The sequence below is a fragment of the Paenibacillus sp. J31P316 genome (genome assembly GCF_056269105.1).
The window spans coordinates 80,821-97,702 of sequence record NZ_JBWDNI010000018.1 but is presented as its reverse complement, the minus strand read 5'-3'; the positions used below and the strand labels follow the sequence as shown (position 1 = coordinate 97,702).

At 47.7% G+C, this 16,882-nt stretch carries 29 protein-coding genes; all 29 read left to right on the top strand.

Translation table 11 applies throughout. The features are described 5' to 3' along the window. Nucleotides 1-32 precede the first annotated feature (32 nt). On the top strand, nucleotides 33-404 hold the full coding sequence (locus AC0YNU_RS28755; protein ID WP_475762748.1) for an iron chaperone: 372 nt from the start codon (nucleotides 33-35) through the stop codon (nucleotides 402-404). A 323-nt stretch (nucleotides 405-727) separates the two neighbouring features. Then, nucleotides 728-1,456: an RDD family protein gene (locus tag AC0YNU_RS28750; RefSeq protein WP_475762746.1), complete on the top strand. Its 729-nt coding sequence runs from the start codon at nucleotides 728-730 to the stop codon at nucleotides 1,454-1,456. A 71-nt stretch (nucleotides 1,457-1,527) separates the two neighbouring features. After that, complete coding sequence (locus AC0YNU_RS28745) at nucleotides 1,528-2,193, top strand: hypothetical protein (protein ID WP_475762744.1); 666 nt, start codon at nucleotides 1,528-1,530, stop codon at nucleotides 2,191-2,193. 26 nt (nucleotides 2,194-2,219) lie between these two features. Beyond that, the gene (locus AC0YNU_RS28740) at nucleotides 2,220-2,657 is read left to right on the top strand and encodes an NUDIX hydrolase (protein WP_475762742.1); all 438 of its coding nucleotides are present in this window, start codon (nucleotides 2,220-2,222) and stop codon (nucleotides 2,655-2,657) included. A gap of 38 nt (nucleotides 2,658-2,695) precedes the next feature. Further along, a complete protein-coding gene (locus AC0YNU_RS28735) occupies nucleotides 2,696-3,175 on the top strand; it encodes a GNAT family N-acetyltransferase (protein WP_475762740.1) in 480 nt (159 codons plus the stop codon). A 60-nt stretch (nucleotides 3,176-3,235) separates the two neighbouring features. Next, complete coding sequence (locus AC0YNU_RS28730; protein WP_475762738.1) at nucleotides 3,236-3,808, top strand: hypothetical protein; 573 nt, start codon at nucleotides 3,236-3,238, stop codon at nucleotides 3,806-3,808. A 39-nt stretch (nucleotides 3,809-3,847) separates the two neighbouring features. Then, the gene (locus AC0YNU_RS28725; protein ID WP_475762736.1) at nucleotides 3,848-4,900 is read left to right on the top strand and encodes a beta-L-arabinofuranosidase domain-containing protein; all 1,053 of its coding nucleotides are present in this window, start codon (nucleotides 3,848-3,850) and stop codon (nucleotides 4,898-4,900) included. Between the two features lie 203 nt (nucleotides 4,901-5,103). Then, nucleotides 5,104-5,490 carry a zinc ribbon domain-containing protein gene (locus tag AC0YNU_RS28720; protein ID WP_475762734.1) on the top strand — a complete coding sequence of 129 codons (387 nt, stop codon included), beginning with the start codon at nucleotides 5,104-5,106 and terminating at the stop codon, nucleotides 5,488-5,490. Nucleotides 5,491-5,562: 72 nt separating this feature from the next. Then, nucleotides 5,563-5,739 carry a hypothetical protein gene (locus AC0YNU_RS28715; RefSeq protein WP_475762733.1) on the top strand — a complete coding sequence of 59 codons (177 nt, stop codon included), beginning with the start codon at nucleotides 5,563-5,565 and terminating at the stop codon, nucleotides 5,737-5,739. Nucleotides 5,740-5,770: 31 nt separating this feature from the next. Beyond that, entirely contained in the window at nucleotides 5,771-6,307 is a 537-nt protein-coding gene (locus AC0YNU_RS28710; RefSeq protein ID WP_475762731.1) for an NUDIX hydrolase, read from the top strand. Between the two features lie 18 nt (nucleotides 6,308-6,325). Further along, nucleotides 6,326-6,943, top strand: a complete 618-nt coding sequence (locus tag AC0YNU_RS28705) for a nucleoside/nucleotide kinase family protein (protein WP_475762729.1) — start codon at nucleotides 6,326-6,328, stop codon at nucleotides 6,941-6,943. 73 nt (nucleotides 6,944-7,016) lie between these two features. Continuing rightward, the gene (locus AC0YNU_RS28700; RefSeq protein WP_475762727.1) at nucleotides 7,017-7,550 is read left to right on the top strand and encodes a GNAT family N-acetyltransferase; all 534 of its coding nucleotides are present in this window, start codon (nucleotides 7,017-7,019) and stop codon (nucleotides 7,548-7,550) included. Between the two features lie 32 nt (nucleotides 7,551-7,582). Further along, on the top strand, nucleotides 7,583-8,035 hold the full coding sequence (locus AC0YNU_RS28695; RefSeq protein ID WP_475762725.1) for a GNAT family N-acetyltransferase: 453 nt from the start codon (nucleotides 7,583-7,585) through the stop codon (nucleotides 8,033-8,035). Between the two features lie 47 nt (nucleotides 8,036-8,082). Next, complete coding sequence (locus AC0YNU_RS28690) at nucleotides 8,083-8,547, top strand: GNAT family N-acetyltransferase (protein ID WP_475762723.1); 465 nt, start codon at nucleotides 8,083-8,085, stop codon at nucleotides 8,545-8,547. 51 nt (nucleotides 8,548-8,598) lie between these two features. Continuing rightward, nucleotides 8,599-9,234: a histidine phosphatase family protein gene (locus tag AC0YNU_RS28685; RefSeq protein WP_475762721.1), complete on the top strand. Its 636-nt coding sequence runs from the start codon at nucleotides 8,599-8,601 to the stop codon at nucleotides 9,232-9,234. Nucleotides 9,235-9,237: 3 nt separating this feature from the next. Next, entirely contained in the window at nucleotides 9,238-9,729 is a 492-nt protein-coding gene (locus AC0YNU_RS28680; protein WP_475762719.1) for a GyrI-like domain-containing protein, read from the top strand. 41 nt (nucleotides 9,730-9,770) lie between these two features. Then, the gene (locus AC0YNU_RS28675) at nucleotides 9,771-10,202 is read left to right on the top strand and encodes an NUDIX hydrolase (RefSeq protein WP_475762717.1); all 432 of its coding nucleotides are present in this window, start codon (nucleotides 9,771-9,773) and stop codon (nucleotides 10,200-10,202) included. Between the two features lie 92 nt (nucleotides 10,203-10,294). After that, complete coding sequence (locus tag AC0YNU_RS28670) at nucleotides 10,295-10,606, top strand: RNA polymerase alpha subunit C-terminal domain-containing protein (RefSeq protein ID WP_475762715.1); 312 nt, start codon at nucleotides 10,295-10,297, stop codon at nucleotides 10,604-10,606. 37 nt (nucleotides 10,607-10,643) lie between these two features. Beyond that, nucleotides 10,644-11,201, top strand: coding sequence for a DUF4240 domain-containing protein (locus AC0YNU_RS28665; protein ID WP_475762713.1), 558 nt, complete (start codon nucleotides 10,644-10,646; stop codon nucleotides 11,199-11,201). Between the two features lie 12 nt (nucleotides 11,202-11,213). Further along, nucleotides 11,214-11,717 (top strand): GNAT family N-acetyltransferase, encoded by a 504-nt coding sequence (locus AC0YNU_RS28660; RefSeq protein WP_475762711.1) that lies wholly within the window; start codon nucleotides 11,214-11,216, stop codon nucleotides 11,715-11,717. A gap of 38 nt (nucleotides 11,718-11,755) precedes the next feature. After that, complete coding sequence (locus tag AC0YNU_RS28655; protein ID WP_475762709.1) at nucleotides 11,756-12,226, top strand: NUDIX domain-containing protein; 471 nt, start codon at nucleotides 11,756-11,758, stop codon at nucleotides 12,224-12,226. 47 nt (nucleotides 12,227-12,273) lie between these two features. Then, nucleotides 12,274-12,882: a hypothetical protein gene (locus tag AC0YNU_RS28650; protein ID WP_475762708.1), complete on the top strand. Its 609-nt coding sequence runs from the start codon at nucleotides 12,274-12,276 to the stop codon at nucleotides 12,880-12,882. After that, entirely contained in the window at nucleotides 12,879-13,175 is a 297-nt protein-coding gene (locus AC0YNU_RS28645; protein WP_475762706.1) for a MazG nucleotide pyrophosphohydrolase domain-containing protein, read from the top strand. Before AC0YNU_RS28650 ends, AC0YNU_RS28645 begins: the two co-directional genes overlap by 4 nt. Nucleotides 13,176-13,223: 48 nt before the next feature. Next, nucleotides 13,224-13,736: a DUF6933 domain-containing protein gene (locus AC0YNU_RS28640; protein ID WP_475762704.1), complete on the top strand. Its 513-nt coding sequence runs from the start codon at nucleotides 13,224-13,226 to the stop codon at nucleotides 13,734-13,736. Nucleotides 13,737-14,041: 305 nt separating this feature from the next. Further along, the gene (locus tag AC0YNU_RS28635) at nucleotides 14,042-14,497 is read left to right on the top strand and encodes an NUDIX domain-containing protein (protein ID WP_475762702.1); all 456 of its coding nucleotides are present in this window, start codon (nucleotides 14,042-14,044) and stop codon (nucleotides 14,495-14,497) included. A gap of 40 nt (nucleotides 14,498-14,537) precedes the next feature. Further along, nucleotides 14,538-15,023 (top strand): NUDIX hydrolase, encoded by a 486-nt coding sequence (locus AC0YNU_RS28630; protein ID WP_475762700.1) that lies wholly within the window; start codon nucleotides 14,538-14,540, stop codon nucleotides 15,021-15,023. Nucleotides 15,024-15,027: 4 nt separating this feature from the next. Continuing rightward, complete coding sequence (locus tag AC0YNU_RS28625) at nucleotides 15,028-15,723, top strand: hypothetical protein (RefSeq protein ID WP_475762698.1); 696 nt, start codon at nucleotides 15,028-15,030, stop codon at nucleotides 15,721-15,723. A 72-nt stretch (nucleotides 15,724-15,795) separates the two neighbouring features. Then, complete coding sequence (locus tag AC0YNU_RS28620; RefSeq protein ID WP_475762696.1) at nucleotides 15,796-16,380, top strand: GNAT family N-acetyltransferase; 585 nt, start codon at nucleotides 15,796-15,798, stop codon at nucleotides 16,378-16,380. A gap of 64 nt (nucleotides 16,381-16,444) precedes the next feature. Next, on the top strand, nucleotides 16,445-16,876 hold the full coding sequence (locus tag AC0YNU_RS28615) for a GNAT family N-acetyltransferase (protein ID WP_475762694.1): 432 nt from the start codon (nucleotides 16,445-16,447) through the stop codon (nucleotides 16,874-16,876). The last annotated feature ends 6 nt before the right edge of the window (nucleotides 16,877-16,882 follow it).

Here is a 16,882-nt window from a genome sequence, read left to right as displayed (position 1 = left end):
ACAAACTTAATCTAATTATTGGAGGAAATGACATGGAGGCTTTTGCAGAATATCTCGAGAAAATCACCAACCCGCAGCATCGGGCGCGAACGGAAGAAGTTTTGACTTGGGTCGCGAAAACATTTCCTCAATTAGAGACGAAAATTGCATGGAATCAACCGATGTTTACCGATCACGGCACGTTTATTGTTGGCTTTAGCGTATCCAAACATCATTTGGCTGTTGCACCTGAAAAGGCGGGCATGAATCATTTCTCGGATGAAATCGTGGAGGCTGGCTATGAGCATACCAAGGAATTGGTACGTATGCCGTGGGGTAGTCCGGTTGACTTTGCTTTGCTGGAGAGAATGATTGAGTTTAATATTTTCGATAAGGCTGACTGTTCCACATTTTGGCGGAAATAAGAAGAGGGGAGCCGGGGCAATCGATGTTCGAAACGTTTAGGAAACCCATGGTCTATGCCACGCTAATCTTATTTTCGGGCATTCTCATTTTCTTCTTGCAATTAATCATTCAGCATTCGTTCTCCTTCGTTGGCGTAATGGCTTTCTTAATCGGACTAACGCTCCAATATGTAATACGTGCTTCGAAGGACGAATTAAACCAATTAAGACTCGAGAATATCGAGTTGAGAAAGAGAATCGACGAAATAGATAAACGCAACACGAAAGACTAAAAAGCGCGTTACGGAGACTACAGCAAAATAGAAGAACACCGGGGGCGTCAAATGAATCGAGCATCCGTAAAAAGTCGAATTGTGGCAAGTGTCATTGATCTATATTTATCCGTGTTCCTAACGATCATGTTGATTTTCATCGTCATCAATCGTATAGAGGATCATCAAGTCCTCTCTTTGCTTGTAACTTCATTCGTAATTTTATTGGGCTTGGCAGCGATGCTATTCAAAGATGTTTTTGACGGGCGAAGTATTGGCAAGCGAATGTTGAACATTGGTGTTCGTGAGGCTAATACGTTCTTGGTTCCTCGGACGAAAACATTAATAAAAAGAAACTTGGCTTCCTATTATTGGCCGAAAGATATGTATAACCTTATTTTCAATAGGGATAAACGCAAACAAGGTGACCTGCTAAACGGAACCGATATCTATCAACTCCTGAATACAAAAAGCAAGGCTAAAAAAGCGTTTAGAATCATCCTTTCAATGGGGATTATCGGTACGTTAATGATAAGTGGATTTGTCATCATGATCAAACAAGATGCCTCCTATAAAGCAGCTATTGCTTCTATTGAGGATAATGAAGCCATTCATGAAAAAGTCGGAAATCATATGAAATTCAGCTTTTTTCCATCTGGCAGCATGAGTAGAAGCAATGGGTATGGCGAAGCTGCCTATAGGATCAACGTTACGGGAGATCGAGCCAGTATGTCGGTATTCATATCGTTATCTAAAGAACCACATCGTAAATGGGAAGTCAGGACGATTACTTATCGTTAGCACACTTCATAGGAGCGCGTAGCAACGAATTGAACCCTTTTAACGCTACCAGGCAGCGAGGAGGTAATAAAATGAATCGGTATAACCTCATTACGTCTCAGAATCATGTAAAATCTAATTATGATATTAGCAGCAAAGACATAGCTATTGAAATCTATGTAAGTCCTAAAGAAGAAGTATGTTTAATCGGCAAGGTAGATAACAACTATATTTGTTGGTGTTCCATGACAATGGGATCGGATATAGACACGAATGCAGAGATCATGAATCATTTACTATCCAACCCCACAGAGAGGGTATACGGTACGAAATCCAAGGTGTTAGGGCCTCGCTATAATGAAATCAAGGAATGGCATTCTTTTACGATTGCGAAAGCGTGGTATCAAGATCAATATCGATATCGTTCACCGGTGAGCAGCAGTTTCTTAGGTGCACCTCCTCATAACAATGGAGTATTTGTAGCTGGCGAGATCCGAGCATTCTTTCGAAAAGAACTTCAAAAGTGTCACTATCGACTAGTTGATCCTGCATATGTAGCAATTCTTAAACGCTATAAAACGCTGTTGTTGAAGGAGCGCAGTCCAGAACACTATCATCACATGCTGCCCGTTATCGATATATTGAATAATGAAGCGTACTTGAAATTGTGTCCGGACGAGGAAGCGAGAAGATTATATTTGGAATGTCTGGATCAATGCTCGAACTTATATAACGCCTATATGTCCGATGCGCGTTAAACCAATCCTCTCAGGAGAAGATTTCTATGAAAAGAGTCAATTACGCTAATGCGCTCATCGTAGATGAAGCTGCCAGACAAGTATTGCTGGTCAAGAATGGAAATATGGATTCCTATTATTGGAGCTTTCCTGGCGGCGGAGTTGAGGTTTCTGAAACGTTAGAAGAGGCTGCCATTCGCGAAGTAAGAGAAGAAACAGGTTTCATCATCGAGGTAGAAGGACTCCATTCCGTCAGGGAAGCATTCTTTGCCGATCGAGAGGAACATGCGCTGCTATTTACTTTTATCTCGAGGATTGTTGGCGGGGAGCTTCGCATATCAGATCCCGATCATGAAATTCTCGAAGCCAAATGGATCGACGTTAACTCGGCGAAACAACTTATGCCGTACATTCCAGAGCATATCTTAGCACCGCTAGGAAAGAAGCTATCTTCCGCGCATTATTACTTTCATGGACAAGTATGAACAAGGCTATTCTATATCCGCAGCTTGGAGGTGATTCGGTGGCTGTTGTCCTAGAGAAAGTCAAGGAGGATGGACTGGTTGCGCTAAGCAATCTATGCGAGCTGGGAGCGTATGATTTATCTGAGTTAAATGGGACCGAAGTAAACGAAAATGGCATGTATCTAACCAACTTGAATTGCAAGGCTTGGCATGACGATCCGAATTACAGCTTATTCTTCGTACGAGTGGATGGGTTTATAGCCGGTTTTGTCGTCATTAGATACATCAACGAAGAAGATATTCATTATTTGAACCATTTCTTCATTCTGCGAAAGTTTAGAAAACAGCATGTCGGCAAACAAGCGGCCATCAAGGCATTTGATCTGTTCGCAGGGCGTTGGCGAGTAAGTCAATTTGCTTGGAATGTGCCGGCGCAGATCTTTTGGAGAAAGGTACTGGCAGTGTACACGAACGAAACATACATAGAGACAAGTCGGAAAGATAATAAAGGGCCAGCACAGGAATTCATAAGAATTTAAAATAAGGAGTTGTTTAGTCGAGTATCGGACCATATTGAACTATAAATGGAGGAGAGTTCAATGAAAGCGATAGATTTAGAACGCATCTCGCTTGAAGGCGATCTGCACGATCGATTGACGGCCAGCGCTTCGCGTCTAGCCGACTCGCTGTACGGACCGGACGAGGTATTCAAGCCGGCTTCTTACGACTGGCCAGGCGACAATGAAGGCAGGACGCTGCTGGCCCAAGTGCTGACCGCTCGCGCCACGGGCACGGAGCCCTTGCATACGGCAGCGATTATGGCCAAGCTGCCAGGAGCAGTGAATGAACGCGGCTATTTCGGCAGCCTATTGCCGGAAGGGATGACGGACGAGCAGCAGCTGTCGGGCAATAGTTGGTATTTGCGCGCGCTAGCCGAGCTGTACGCGTGGAAGAAAGAGCCTGATGTTCTCCAGCTAATCGAACGGGTCGTTAAGGGATTGATCCTGCCCGCCAAAGCGCATTTCGCTCATTATCCGACCGATCCGCAGGAACGCGCTATCGAGGGGAAGGCCGCGGGGCAGCTCGGGGAAAAGCCGGTACGAAATTGGTACTTGTCGACGGATATCGGATGCGCGTTTATTATGCTTGACGGCGCTACCCACGCATACTAGCTGCTGGGCTGGCCGGAGCTGAAAGAAACGATCGAGGAGATGATTCAGAAGTTTCTATCCATCGATCTGATAGGAATCAGCGCGCAGACGCATGCGACACTGTCGGCGCTGCGAGGGATGCTCCGCTATTACGGCATGAACGGCGATGCCAGTCTGCTGGCTGCGGCCGAGCGCGTATTCGAGCTGTATATCAACGAGGGCATGACGGAGAACGGAGCCAACCGAAATTGGTTCAACAGGCCTTGGTGGACGGAGCCGTGCGCCGTTGTCGATTCGTTCGTCGCTGCAATTGAGCTGTGGCGCCACACCTCGAAGCCGCTTTACTTGGAGATTGCTCATATGATCTATTTCAACGGACTGAGTCACGGCCAGCGGCCGAATGGCGGCTTCGGCTGCGATAACTGCGCGGGCTCGAATGAGCGCGAGCTGTATGCGCTGGAAAACCTATACGAAGCGCATTGGTGCTGCACGATGCGAGGCGGCGAGGGACTCGCGCGCGCGGCGGAATACGGCTACTGGCTGGATGGCAACCGGGTAACGGTGCCGTTCTATCATAACGGAGTCGCTAGGCTTGCATTGGATTTGGGAGAAGTGGTTGTTCGGCAATCTACCTCGTATCCATATGAAGGGCAGGTGGCCTTCGAAGTGCTGAGTGCCCCGGCGGCATGTACAGCTACGCTTCGATTCTATATTCCGCAGCATGCGGCTCCGGGCACGGCGGCGATCAAAGTCAACGGGGTTCGTCTGGATATCGAGAGCGAGAACGGCTTTCAGGAGGTACAGGTCGAGCTGGTCGCAGGTATGAGGTTGGATTTGCAATTCGAACTCGGACTGGCACGCGTTCCGGCGACGCATGCTCCCGGATTCCCCGATTCCTTTACGCTGCGGCATGGGGCGTTAATGCTGAGGAGCAGGAGTCAGCATTTGGAAGAGTCGAATGGCTATGTATCGGACCTTGGAACGTTGCATTATGCCCAAGACGGTATTTACACGGACGTGAGTGGTTCCGTTGTGTTGTCGCCGATATTCGTTCCGATTCGCCAAGGCGACAAAGAAAGCGCGCTGGAACGAAAAGCTATATTGTTCTTCTAAACGAAAGAGAGCGATGCGCCAAGCGTGCAGCGAGCATTGGGAAACCCCATTTGCCGCTTTGCCGTTCGGCGCTTTTTCATGGCAGATAATCAATGCACGCCTGCTAGAAATGGGATACAATACCAGTTGAGGGCGGTTTTAGAACGTTTATAGGCCGCTATTATCCAGCGTTTCTTAATTCCTGACTGATAGGATGTGTCTCTATGGCTGAATGTCCGTGGTGTCATGAAGAAGTAATGATCAAAAACGGAACATGTCCCGAATGTAAAAATGAGATAGACGAAGAAGCCATTGTACATGAGTTCGATCCGGAACAAGAGGAGTTCATCTATCATTCAGGCGCTCATCTGAGCGTCGAAGACGCGATCGCTCATGCTTTCAAATGCGCCAAATGCAAATGCGAGGAATGCGCGATCAAAGAGGTTGCCATGACCGGAACCGGTTTAAGTAAACTATTCGATATCGAACATAACCATTTTCTTGCCGTTTCTTGTATGCATTGCGGCTTTGTAGAATTCTATAATCCTGATATTTTAAATGGAAAGAAATCCGGGCAGTTGGGTTCGATTATGGATATTCTGTTCGGATAATAACCAGCGTTGCCGTTCCCATGCTCGGAAGTTAAGCCGCAACATCGGAACGCTCGAAACGGAGGAGTTAATGTGGACATTTCAACGGGATCCTCGCTATACCAGGTACTGCCTATCATTTTGTTCATCGTTTACGGACTGTTTATATTACTCGGTCTTTATGCGCTCTATCTGTTCATTAAGCTGGCGATTCGCGCGATCGCAGCGCTCGACATCTATCTAGACGAGAAGAGAAATAGAAGATTATAAATCACTTCCGAACCAGGAGAGCTGAATCGACATGCTTAACTACACGATTTGTTTCATTCAACGCAAGGACGAAATCCTATTGCTCAACCGAACATTCAAACCATGGATGGGCTGCTGGAATGGCGTAGGGGGAAAGATCGAAGCGGGTGAGCTTCCCAGGGATTCAATGAAACGCGAAATCTATGAGGAAACAAGTATTGCTGAATACGATCTGTTTTTTAAAGGATTGATCACGTGGATGGTAGACGATAGTCATTTTGGAGGCATGTACCTTTATCGTGCCGAGGTGTCAGAATCCTTTGCCTATAAAACGCCGCTAAGAACCGAAGAGGGACTACTGGATTGGAAACCAATTCCGTGGATATTGGATCCGAATAACATGGGGCTGGCGGCCAACATTCCAAAATCCATTGAGATCATTTCGAATGATTCCCATTGTTATGAACACCATTGCACATATCTCGCAGGGAAGCTGATTAATCACGAGTCGCATAGGATTGATTCCGAGTTTGAAACAAATCAAGAGCGAAGAGAAGCGTATTTGCGAAAGTATGTAGCGGGGGTTTAACGGTGGGAGGCGAACATCTTGAGTCAAGAGCTTTCAAGCAAAGTAATTGCAATATGCGGTTCTGCGTCCGGAGTAGGGAAAAGCACGCTTGTACATCGGCTAGGGGAGTTAATTCCTGATTCAGTCACTTTATATTTTGATGCGTATCATGAATCCACCGTTTACCCGCCTCACTTATATGAAGACCTAGCCTCGGGTAGATATGTTGATGTTAAACAAATTGAGAGTCCGGTCTTTGATAGCGATTTGCGAGCATTAAGCCAGGGGAAAGAGATTACCGATCCATGGGGCAGGCAGCTCGCGCCGGCTACTTATATCATTCTAGAAGAACCATACGGAAGATTGAGAGCTGGAATGAACGAATGTATCGATCTCATTGCCTGTATTGATTTGCCTCTGGATATTGCGCTGGCAAGACGATTGTTAAGGAATTTACGGACCGACTTCAATCATCTAAACATCGAAGGAAGAGTTGAATACGTAGAGTCCTTTCTTGAAGAATACCTGCGGGGCGGACGAATCTCGTATCTAAAACTCTTTGAGGCTGTATCTTCTGATTGCAATATTCTATTAGATGGCCATTTAACGACAGATGAAATGGCTCAACAGGTTATTAGCTTATTATTTACACGATAATGAGGGTGGTTTAGTGCGTTTAATCAAACCATTGCTGATTATAGCCCATAACCTGTACCCCGGAGGTCGATCCATGAGGACAAGGTTAGAATTGTTGGAGGAGCGCGACTTTCCTGCGATCATTGAATGGGTCAACCAACATGATCGTGACTTTATCGTGCAATGGGCGGGTCTTACCTATCACTATCCATTAACATTGGATCAAATGAAGAGTCACTATAAAAAGGGCATCAATTCATTTGAATCGGATGTTTTTATTTATCGCATCTTAGATCGGGATACGGATACATTTGTAGGAACCGTTCAAATCTGCCGTTTTCATCAGGAGCGAAAAGAAGCAGTCGTGGGGAGATTCTTGATTGGAAATCAGTCCGATCGCGGGAAAGGTTACGGGAAATCAGCATTGCAGGAATTAGTGCGCATGGGTTGGAACGAATTTGGATTAACGACTATCAGACTCAACGTATTTGATAGCAATCTACAAGCTATTCAATGTTATGAAAGCCTGGGCTTTGTCAAAAAGCACTTGAGAGAAAACATCTACACGTCGAGCGAAGGCGTAGTTTGGAATAATATTGAAATGGAATTAGTTCGAAAGGAAACCTAAGTAACTCATTCTTCGTTAGAAGAGGTGTCAATATGTCAGGGAATCCAGCTCGGCTCGTTCGGTTTGACGAACTACCTCAATTACTTGACTTGTATAAGCATTTGCACGAACAGGACGCTGAAATTGCAGATCAGGAAGCCCTCCGGCAGCTCTGGAGCGAAATCACGACAGACCCTTACATGAAGATCATCGTGATCGAACAAGAGGGTAAGTTAGTCTCTACATGCGTACTGAGCATTATTAAGAATTTAACTCGCGGCGCTCGGCCTTATGGCCTTGTCGAGAACGTCGTAACGCATCGCGATTATCGAAAACAAGGGCTGGGAAGAGCCGTGCTAGATAAGGCGGATGAGATTTGTCAGAACTATAATTGCTACAAAGTCATGTTATTAACGGGATCGACGAGGGATAATGTACATCGCTTTTATGAGCAGGCCGGGTATAAGAAAGGACTCAAAACAGGGTTTTTGAAGAAATTCGAATAACGGGTATAAGCTGAAATCCCAATGTCGCGCGAAGGAGATGTGGACGCATGGAGATTCACGTTCGAAAACTAGAAAACAATGAAGATGTCCCGTATGATCTCTTGCTGCTTGCCGATCCATCTAGGGATTTCGTAGAGGCTTATGTTCAGAAAGGCCAGTGTTATTTGGCTTATCGAAACGATGAAGATGAAGTAGTTGGGGAATTTGTTCTAATAGAATCAGAACCGCAAACCTTGGAAATCATCAATATTGCCGTGAAGGAAGCGTTTCAGAGGCAAGGAATCGGGAGGCGCTTACTGGCATCGGCTATAGAAGAAGCAACGAAATCGGGAGCTAGGCATATCGAAATTGGGACTGGAAATTCTAGTGCCCATCAGCTTAAATTATATCAATCCTGTGGTTTTGAAATTGTCGGCATCGATAAGGATTTCTTCATTCGGCATTATGAAGAAGTAATCTATGAAGATGGCATGCAATGCAGAGACAGGATTAGATTAAGAATGGACCTCTAGTAGGACCGATTGACGGAAGTAACGTTCACACTCGAAGGGAGAGGGAGATACATGCAGGAAACGACAACGGTGTACCTGGTCAGACATGGTCAAACAGAATGGAATACGCAGCGCAGATTTCAAGGCCATGAAGATTCCCCGCTTACGGAGCTTGGTCTGAATCAGGCGAGCTGGTTAGGCGAATCGCTTCGAAACGTAACGGTTGACGTGATCTATTCCAGTACCAGCCCAAGAGCCCATCGAACGGCTGAGATTCTTAAATCAGACAGGTCGATACCGATTCATACGAGCGATGCGTTCAAAGAAATCCGTCTCGGCATTTGGGAAGGCATGAATCAAGAGGAAGCCAAAAGCTTGTATCCGGTGGCCTTTCATAACTTTTGGAACGATCCGGAAGCGTTTTACGTTCAGGAGGCAGAAACCTTTCAAGAGGTATCCGAGCGCGCAATCGATCAATTACGTCAGATCACGACCGAGCACGCAAGCAAAGCCGTTCTTATTGTCGCCCATACGGTCGTGGTGAAGCTCCTCATGGCTTATTTTGAGAACCGTGCCTTTAAGGATCTATGGAATCCTCCTTATATTCATCCGACCTGTTTAAGTAAAATCGAAATCAGCCATGACAATCATGCCATCATTCTTCATGGCGATATCTCGCATTATAAGGAAGAATCCGTGGAGAGCTGAGGGATGCGTATGAAGATAGCTATCGTACAAACAAGTGGAATTACCTCATTCATCGGAGTCCGGGCAATGAGTTCCATGGAGCATCTAGGCGATGCCGCAAGTCGAGCGTTTCGTGAATTAAGCAATCGAAGAAACGATATTCAAAATCTAACCGATGCGAACGTGACGTATGGAATCACACCTCCGAATTATAAGGGGAGCGATGGTCAGCTGGACTTTTATTGCTGTCATGAAGTCGATGAGATCGTGAATGTCCCGCATGGGATGGTCCACATTCATTTGCTGCCAAGACTGTATTCCGTCACTTATTATACAGGTCCGGCAAGCCAGATCTTCAGAGCTTATGACTTCACGTCTGCGTGGCTGGAAGAAAACGGCTATGCGTATGACGATGTTTCGTATTATTATGAACGCTATGATGAGAAGACGTTGAGGGACACGGATGATGCGTCAGGTGAAGTCCAGGTTTACTGCCCGATCAAGAAGGTCCGGTAAGGACACCGTTTAAAACTCCAACGCGAAGGAGCGCCAACGATATGCAAAGGGTCGACGTTACCTATTCCTTAATCACGAATCCTACCAAAACGAAAGTATTAATGGTCAAGAACGTTGGGGATGCGGGAGACTTCAGATGGTCGCTCCCCGGTGGAGCGGTCGAGGCGGATGAAACCTTGGAACAAGCTGCTGTACGGGAAGCGAAGGAAGAGACCGGATTGGATGTTGATGTCTTTGGCATTGTTGCCATTAGGGAATGCAAGTTTCGGAAATCCCAACACCATGCCATATTCTATACGTTTCGGGCAGAAGTGATCGGGGGAGAAGAGACCATTCAACGACCCGACGAGATCGCGGAAATTGCATGGATGAATATCGAACAGGCCGACGCACTCATGCCTTTCTATGATGGCAGACTTCATAGATTGATAGCGGGATATGAAATACCTTATGTGGATGAAGGTTTGAAGTGACGTAGTGATGTAGAACGCTCGTAAATGCCAGATTCGTCAGTTAATCAACAGCTGGAATTCACGTAGGACAGTAATATAAAGGAGCTGCGCCAATGGCCACCACGAAGAAAACGTTAAGGACTTGCAATAAAGGACACCAATACTATAAAAGCACCGACTGTCCGACATGCCCGACCTGCGAGAACGAATTGAAACCCGAAAGCGGATTTCTTGCCGTACTTTCAGCACCGGCCAGGCGAGCATTGGAGAACAATGGCATCACGACGCTGCAGCAGCTGTCCACGCACAGCGAGGCGAATATTTTGAAATTCCACGGCATGGGGCCAGGTTCTATTCCCAAGCTTAGAGCCGCTTTGGAGTCGAACGGGCTGTCATTCAGGGAATCCGCAAGCATCGATGACTAAACTTATAATCGAGTAAAACAACGGAGGAACATCGCTCATGAACAATCAAGCCTTTTGGGAACTCATCCAGCAATCCAAAACTCAAAATGAAGATCAACTGGAGCAGATTAAACAAGCATTGTTAACGAAACCTGCAAATGAGATTATCGAATTCGAGATCGAGCTCCGGAAGCAGTTCGACCTCTCGTATACCTCCTCGTTATGGGGAGCGGCCTATGTCATCATGGGCGGTTGCTCGGACGACGGATTCGATTACTTCAGAGGCTGGCTAATTGCGCAAGGCCGTGATGTATTCCATGCCACGCTGAAGAATCCTGAATATTTGGCAGCCTATTTAACGGATGACGTGTTGGAAGCAGATGAATACGCGCCGGAATTGGAAGAGATCTTATCCGTGGCTTCCGATGCGTACACGTATTTGAAGACCGGCTCGTTCGAGTTTGACGATGACCTGTATTTCGAGTTTTCGGATGCTATAGAAGCGCGCGGTTATGTATCGAAATCGACTGTCATCCAATTGGATTGGGAAGAGGACGATCTGGAAGGACGGTATCCTTTGCTGATGGAACGATTCGGAGAAAACCCGTTAACATAGGAGGGATAAGCAGTGGAGCAGCTTCAAGCGCAAATCATGACCCGACCTGCCAGGGCGGAAGAAGCATCGATCGTGCTGGACCTTTGGCAGCTGTCTGCCAGATGGCTGAACGCGAAAGGCATTTATCAATGGAGGCCGGAGTATTTTCATCTCGAGCAAGTGACGGAATTCATGGCGGACGGAGCGCACGTCTATTTGGCTTATTTGAACGATGCCGTAGTCGGGACTTACACCCTCACATGGTCGGATCCGTTGATCTGGAAGGAGCTTGATACGCCGGATGCCGGATACATTCACCGATTCGCGGTGAATCGGAATTATCAAGGGCAGGGGATAGGCGGCGCCCTCTTGCGAGCGGCGGAAGAACAGATTAGGCAGCAGGGCAAGACGTTCGTCAGGCTGGATTGCATGGCCGATAACTTACGGCTCAATCAATACTATCAGGAGATGGGCTACACCTACATACGACGCCTCGATGCAGCCGATTGGAGCGCGAGTTTGTACGAGAAGAAGTAAGACGACAGACATGATAGCATGATGTGAGGGAACTTAAAATGGAGATGGCGATCCAACATTTTGAACTGTCCGAAGTACACGAAGACCACATCAAATATGTCGTCCTGCTCGCTTATTATCATCAGAAGCTCGTTGTGATCAGGCATCAAGACAGAACGTTATGGGAGCTGCCTGGGGGCAAGAGGGAAGCAAGGGAGCCGCTGCTAAAGGCCGCCATCCGGGAGTTGTACGAAGAGACGGGTGCGCGAACGGCTGAATTAACGCCCTATGGCATTTATCTTATGAACGGCAGCTATGGAATGAATTTTCATGTGGAAATCACGGAACTCGGAGAGCTGCCGCCATACGAAATCGCGGAGATCAAGCTCGTCGATGGTTTGCCTGCAGACTTAAACTATGGGGAAATCTATCGCAAGATGGTTGCGGAATGGCATGCCATTCCTTCGAAGGCCGAGTTAAAGAGATATCGCTTAACCTACGGTGAAGCTGGCACCGACTATAAGTTCTAAATGCGATTCGGGGAGTCGTCCGACTTGCAGCCGGAGGTGGATAGGCAATGGGATCGAGAGTCATGCATTATAGCATCAATACGCTGCTCGCGAGAGAGCTTCAGATCACGGATGAGCAATTTTTTCTTGGCGGCATAGCTCCGGATGTGAATAAGAACGCGAATGAGCCGAAAGGCAGATCGCATTTTATCCATGTGGACGCCGACGGGAAGCAAGACATCGATCTCGAGGGATTCTATGCGAAATACGTGAAGCATTCGGCAACGCCATTTTATTTGGGCTATTACTATCACTTGATTGCTGACCGCGTGTGGGTAGATAACGTCTATACGCCGAAAATAAAATGGCTGCCACAGCCGGAGAAGAAAGAAGCACAGGCGAAATATTACCGGGATTTCTGGCGATTGAACGGCAAACTCATCGATCATTATTCATTAGTGTTGAAACCGATGCATGTCCATCCTGTAAGCATGGACGAAATCGATTACCGGTATCTTCCTGACATCATTCAAGAGTTGGCGACGGACTTTGCAATGAAAGACGATGCGAAGCATGAGGATTTGGAGATCTTGGATGTTCAAGAAACGATCGAAGTGCTGGAGGAGACGGTAAGGATCTGCAAAGCAGCGCACTATAGGTCAACGGAGGCCATATGAAAGAGGATCTAACGCTCAGAGAGTTACAGGCCTATATCAAATCAACGGATCACAATCCCGCTTTCAAGGATCATTACTTCTATAAGCTGATTGAAGAGACAGGAGAGTTAGCCGAGGTCATACGCAAGAATAAAAGACTGGAAGCAAGCGATACGATCAAGGGAACCATCGAAGAAGAATTATACGACGTGCTCTATTATGTAGCGGCGATCGCGAATTGCTATGATATTGATCTTGAGACCTGCGCTAGACTTAAAGAGGAGATAAATAAAGTGAAGTGGAACAAGGGCTAATAATTTGGTCCTGTCAAGATAACAGGATAGCGAAAGGCAGGTATTGCAGTGCTGGTATTCAGATGTACACAATCCTTATTAAAAGACATGAAGGTCACTCCAGTCGAAATTGAGGATGGTTCGTCATTATTCAGTTGGCATGCCAATATCGTATCGTTCATGAATAGAAAACATATTCTTTTCATCAATGATTTTTCCCGTCTTTGTGTCATTATCAATGGGGTCCGGACATCCCAAGTCGTATTGCTCAGAGAGAAGTTCGAATCCGCGCTTCACGAGTATATGATTAGCCAAGGTGTGAATCAAGGTGTCATAGAAGCCTATTTACAAGGTGGAACTGAAATTTGCTTTTCCAAAACGAATAGCAGAAGCGTACTTGGGACATTGAAAGAAGTATCCTTCTATATGTCTGAGGAATATCAGAATCCACTGCAACAAATGATATGGCTGAACCGGCTTATTCATAAACCAATTAACTATAAACGAGCCGGCGATGTATTTATAGAAGCGAGTCAAATGCTTTACGAAGAACACAAAATAACGGCAACAACGGATTTATAATGGAGCCAGTTGTATCTCGAAAATGCAGCGTTGGCGGGGAATTAAATCGACCGAATATTAATTCCATGTGAAGAGAGCTCCATTTCAGAGGGGCTCTTTTCGCATTCGATATCAAGAGGACGCAGATCGTATGAAAATAAGCAAGGACTATGCAGAACATTACAAATATACAACGAATTGTGAGATGCAAATTCAACGTGCGGCCGCATCGCAATTGGTATATACTACCAAATGTGAGTGATTCGTATGCAACGCGTGACAGGTTACCACAAACCGTTTCTATTTAATAAGAACAGGAGACAGGCATGAAACCAATCCGAAATTCGGCGAAGGCCGTCATCATTGAAGAGAATCGCGTGTTATTGACCAAAAACAAGGATGACTGGGGCTTCTTCTATCTCTTTCCCGGCGGCGGACAGGACAAAGGAGAGAATCTGCGCTCGGCGGTCGTACGGGAATGTTTGGAAGAAATCGGCTGCAAGGTCGTGCCGGGCGATATGATTCACATTCGCGAGTACATCGGGAACAATCATGAATTCGCGGAGTGGGACCATGACGTTCACCAGGTCGAGTTTTACTTTGCCTGCAGCTTGGAAAGTCATGCGGAGACGTACGAGGGCAGCAACCCGGACGAGCTTCAAGTCGGCGTGGAGTGGGTGGAGATCGACCGTCTGCAGGAGATCCGTCTTTATCCGCATTCCTTGATCGGTCAGTTAATGGGTACACAGACGCGCGTTTGTTACGTAGGGGACACGAATTAATCGGCATGTACAACATTCCATAGTCGAGGTGGAGAACGGCATGTTCTATGTCAACGCGAGAGCATTCATCGAACGGATCAACGCAGACGGCGAAGCGGAAATCGTCATTCAGACGCGTGCAAAGTCGGGCTATCCCTTCAAGCTGGAGCTGCCGGGCGGTAGAATCGAGCCTTTCGAGTCGCTGACTCAAGCGCTGATTCGGGAAGTGAAAGAAGAGACAGGGCTGGATGTTTATGAAATCGAGGGGGAAGAAACGCGGATCGATACGGTCGGCATCGACCCTGCCTTTGAGGTCGAATGTTTGCGCCCCTTTGCGGCCTACCAGACGATCAAAGGGGCGATCGATTCGGTCGGGTATTATTTTCGCTGTAAGGCAGAAGGAGATCTTCTGTCCTCGGGCGACGAGACGCTTGATATCCGCTGGATAACGGTGAGCGACGTAAAGGCGTTATTTCAGGCGGATTCGCTGCAATTCTCGGACGTGGACCGGGCGGGAATCAAGTTTTATCTCCGGGAGATGAGCTGACGAGATGATTAGCTTGTTGCTGCGCATGTTATTCTATCGGCAGACGGATCGCATCTTTGCGGAGGAAGAGATTCGCGATTTCGAACGGATGTACGAACGGGCTATCAGCGAAGAGGGGCGAATCGACTACGATTCGGCTTATCCGAAGCATCGGTTTCTCGACTATGTGCTGGAGCAGAAGCATCTCTTGGCGCATGGCTCCAATCTTGCGACGATCGAAGCTTTCGAAACCCGGCATTCGACGCTGTTCAATGGCCGACCGGTAGAGGCGATCTTCGCGTCGAAAGACGGCATATGGCCGATCTTCTTCGCGGTTCTCGACCGCGGCAAGGTCGAGGGCGGCTTTCGGAACGGCTGCTACAAAACGCTCGGCGGCAAACGGTTTTATTTCTTCTCGTTAAACCGCCCGACGATGGATAGAGCGCCTTGGACGAATGGCACGATATACCTACTGCCGTCCGATTCGTTCCAACGAACGAGTCAGGCATCGGTGTATTTTGACGAGTGGGTCAGCATGGAAGCCGTGCGGCCATTGCTTCGTTTGGAGGTCAGTCGTGCGGATTTCGCTTTCGCCGATCGCATATCGGTCCATCCGGCGGGGGAATCGACCCTTGTGACCTGGCTGCTCTACAAATGGCGAACGCGGCGGAGCGTGAGAGAACATGGGAAAAGCGAGCAAATGAATCAATCGGGTATGTAAACGTGATGGCAGAAGAAACGGAATCATACGAGAGGCACCTCAAGCCCCTCGCTGACCATAGGAGGAACCGGCATGCTCGACAAAACGCTTCCGTATTACAATCTCATCATGAAACGAAGCGGTGCGCTGGCCGTTCCGCTCCCGAAGCTGCCGGAGGGATATACATTCAAGCCCTTCTCGGAAGGCGACGAGGAGCAGTGGGCCGTTATCGAAGCTGCGGTGGGGGAGTTTGACAGCCCTGCGGAGGCGAAGTACTATTTTCAACAAGAGTATCTCGTGAAGCTGGAGGACGTGCGTGAACGGGTACTCTTCGTGCGAAGTCCAGCCGGCGAGCTCGCGGGTACAGTGACGGCTTGGTGGAACTTTACCGGGGAGCGGCGGGATGCTTCGCTGCACTGGCTTGCCGTGAAACCAGGGTTCCAGGGGCTAGGATTGGCCAAAGCGCTCGTCCAGCAATGTTTATTGGCGTTAGCGCGGCTAGAAGGAAACAGCGACGTGTATCTGCATTCGCAAACCTGGAGCTACAAGGCGGTAGATTTGTATATGCAAACTGGCTTCAAGCTCGTACCAAAGGAAAGCTTCGCGAGTTATCGCAACGATTACGAGCTTGCCATGCCGTGGATTCAAGACCGACTGCGCAAGAAGCGGCTGCCGTGAATCGATTGATGCGCGGGAGCGGGGTTCTCGCCAACGGAAGCAACAGCAGAAAGGGGCAAACGCGATGGAAATCAGTTTCGATTCGTTCGTTATATCCGATGATAAGACGAGGCTGGATCACGCCGTCATCTTGGATTACCTGGCTAGAAGCTACTGGGCGAACAAGCGGCCGCAGGAGCGGATTCTGAAGTCGATCGAGAACTCGGCGTGCTACGGCGTCTATCATCTGGACGAGCAGGTCGGGTTTGCCCGCGTCATTACGGATGGCGCGACGATGTATTATTTAGCCGATGTGTTTATCTTGGAAACCTATCAGCGGCAAGGGCTCGGGAAAAAGCTGGTCGATGCGATCGTGCAGGAATACGAAGGTTTGATGGGACTGCTGGGTACATTGGATGCGCACGAGCTCTATCGGCAATATGGATTTGAGGAGGTTCCAGGACGGTTCATGCGCAGAATGGCGCAAGCCGCCGGAACCGCGGCGCGGAAGGAATAGGCTTGG

Excerpts from the sequence above, each read along its gene's own strand:
- AC0YNU_RS28755 (WP_475762748.1), top strand. The coding sequence starts at position 33 with ATGGAGGCTTTTGCAGAATATCTCGAGAAAATCACCAACCCGCAGCAT.
- AC0YNU_RS28750 (WP_475762746.1), top strand. The coding sequence starts at position 728 with ATGAATCGAGCATCCGTAAAAAGTCGAATTGTGGCAAGTGTCATTGAT.
- AC0YNU_RS28745 (WP_475762744.1), top strand. The coding sequence starts at position 1,528 with ATGAATCGGTATAACCTCATTACGTCTCAGAATCATGTAAAATCTAAT.
- AC0YNU_RS28740 (WP_475762742.1), top strand. The coding sequence starts at position 2,220 with ATGAAAAGAGTCAATTACGCTAATGCGCTCATCGTAGATGAAGCTGCC.
- AC0YNU_RS28730 (WP_475762738.1), top strand. The coding sequence starts at position 3,236 with ATGAAAGCGATAGATTTAGAACGCATCTCGCTTGAAGGCGATCTGCAC.
- AC0YNU_RS28725 (WP_475762736.1), top strand. The coding sequence starts at position 3,848 with ATGATTCAGAAGTTTCTATCCATCGATCTGATAGGAATCAGCGCGCAG.
- AC0YNU_RS28720 (WP_475762734.1), top strand. The coding sequence starts at position 5,104 with ATGGCTGAATGTCCGTGGTGTCATGAAGAAGTAATGATCAAAAACGGA.
- AC0YNU_RS28710 (WP_475762731.1), top strand. The coding sequence starts at position 5,771 with ATGCTTAACTACACGATTTGTTTCATTCAACGCAAGGACGAAATCCTA.
- AC0YNU_RS28700 (WP_475762727.1), top strand. The coding sequence starts at position 7,017 with ATGAGGACAAGGTTAGAATTGTTGGAGGAGCGCGACTTTCCTGCGATC.
- AC0YNU_RS28695 (WP_475762725.1), top strand. The coding sequence starts at position 7,583 with ATGTCAGGGAATCCAGCTCGGCTCGTTCGGTTTGACGAACTACCTCAA.
- AC0YNU_RS28690 (WP_475762723.1), top strand. The coding sequence starts at position 8,083 with ATGGAGATTCACGTTCGAAAACTAGAAAACAATGAAGATGTCCCGTAT.
- AC0YNU_RS28685 (WP_475762721.1), top strand. The coding sequence starts at position 8,599 with ATGCAGGAAACGACAACGGTGTACCTGGTCAGACATGGTCAAACAGAA.
- AC0YNU_RS28680 (WP_475762719.1), top strand. The coding sequence starts at position 9,238 with ATGCGTATGAAGATAGCTATCGTACAAACAAGTGGAATTACCTCATTC.
- AC0YNU_RS28675 (WP_475762717.1), top strand. The coding sequence starts at position 9,771 with ATGCAAAGGGTCGACGTTACCTATTCCTTAATCACGAATCCTACCAAA.
- AC0YNU_RS28670 (WP_475762715.1), top strand. The coding sequence starts at position 10,295 with ATGGCCACCACGAAGAAAACGTTAAGGACTTGCAATAAAGGACACCAA.
- AC0YNU_RS28665 (WP_475762713.1), top strand. The coding sequence starts at position 10,644 with ATGAACAATCAAGCCTTTTGGGAACTCATCCAGCAATCCAAAACTCAA.
- AC0YNU_RS28655 (WP_475762709.1), top strand. The coding sequence starts at position 11,756 with ATGGAGATGGCGATCCAACATTTTGAACTGTCCGAAGTACACGAAGAC.
- AC0YNU_RS28650 (WP_475762708.1), top strand. The coding sequence starts at position 12,274 with ATGGGATCGAGAGTCATGCATTATAGCATCAATACGCTGCTCGCGAGA.
- AC0YNU_RS28645 (WP_475762706.1), top strand. The coding sequence starts at position 12,879 with ATGAAAGAGGATCTAACGCTCAGAGAGTTACAGGCCTATATCAAATCA.
- AC0YNU_RS28635 (WP_475762702.1), top strand. The coding sequence starts at position 14,042 with ATGAAACCAATCCGAAATTCGGCGAAGGCCGTCATCATTGAAGAGAAT.
- AC0YNU_RS28630 (WP_475762700.1), top strand. The coding sequence starts at position 14,538 with ATGTTCTATGTCAACGCGAGAGCATTCATCGAACGGATCAACGCAGAC.
- AC0YNU_RS28625 (WP_475762698.1), top strand. The coding sequence starts at position 15,028 with ATGATTAGCTTGTTGCTGCGCATGTTATTCTATCGGCAGACGGATCGC.
- AC0YNU_RS28620 (WP_475762696.1), top strand. The coding sequence starts at position 15,796 with ATGCTCGACAAAACGCTTCCGTATTACAATCTCATCATGAAACGAAGC.
- AC0YNU_RS28615 (WP_475762694.1), top strand. The coding sequence starts at position 16,445 with ATGGAAATCAGTTTCGATTCGTTCGTTATATCCGATGATAAGACGAGG.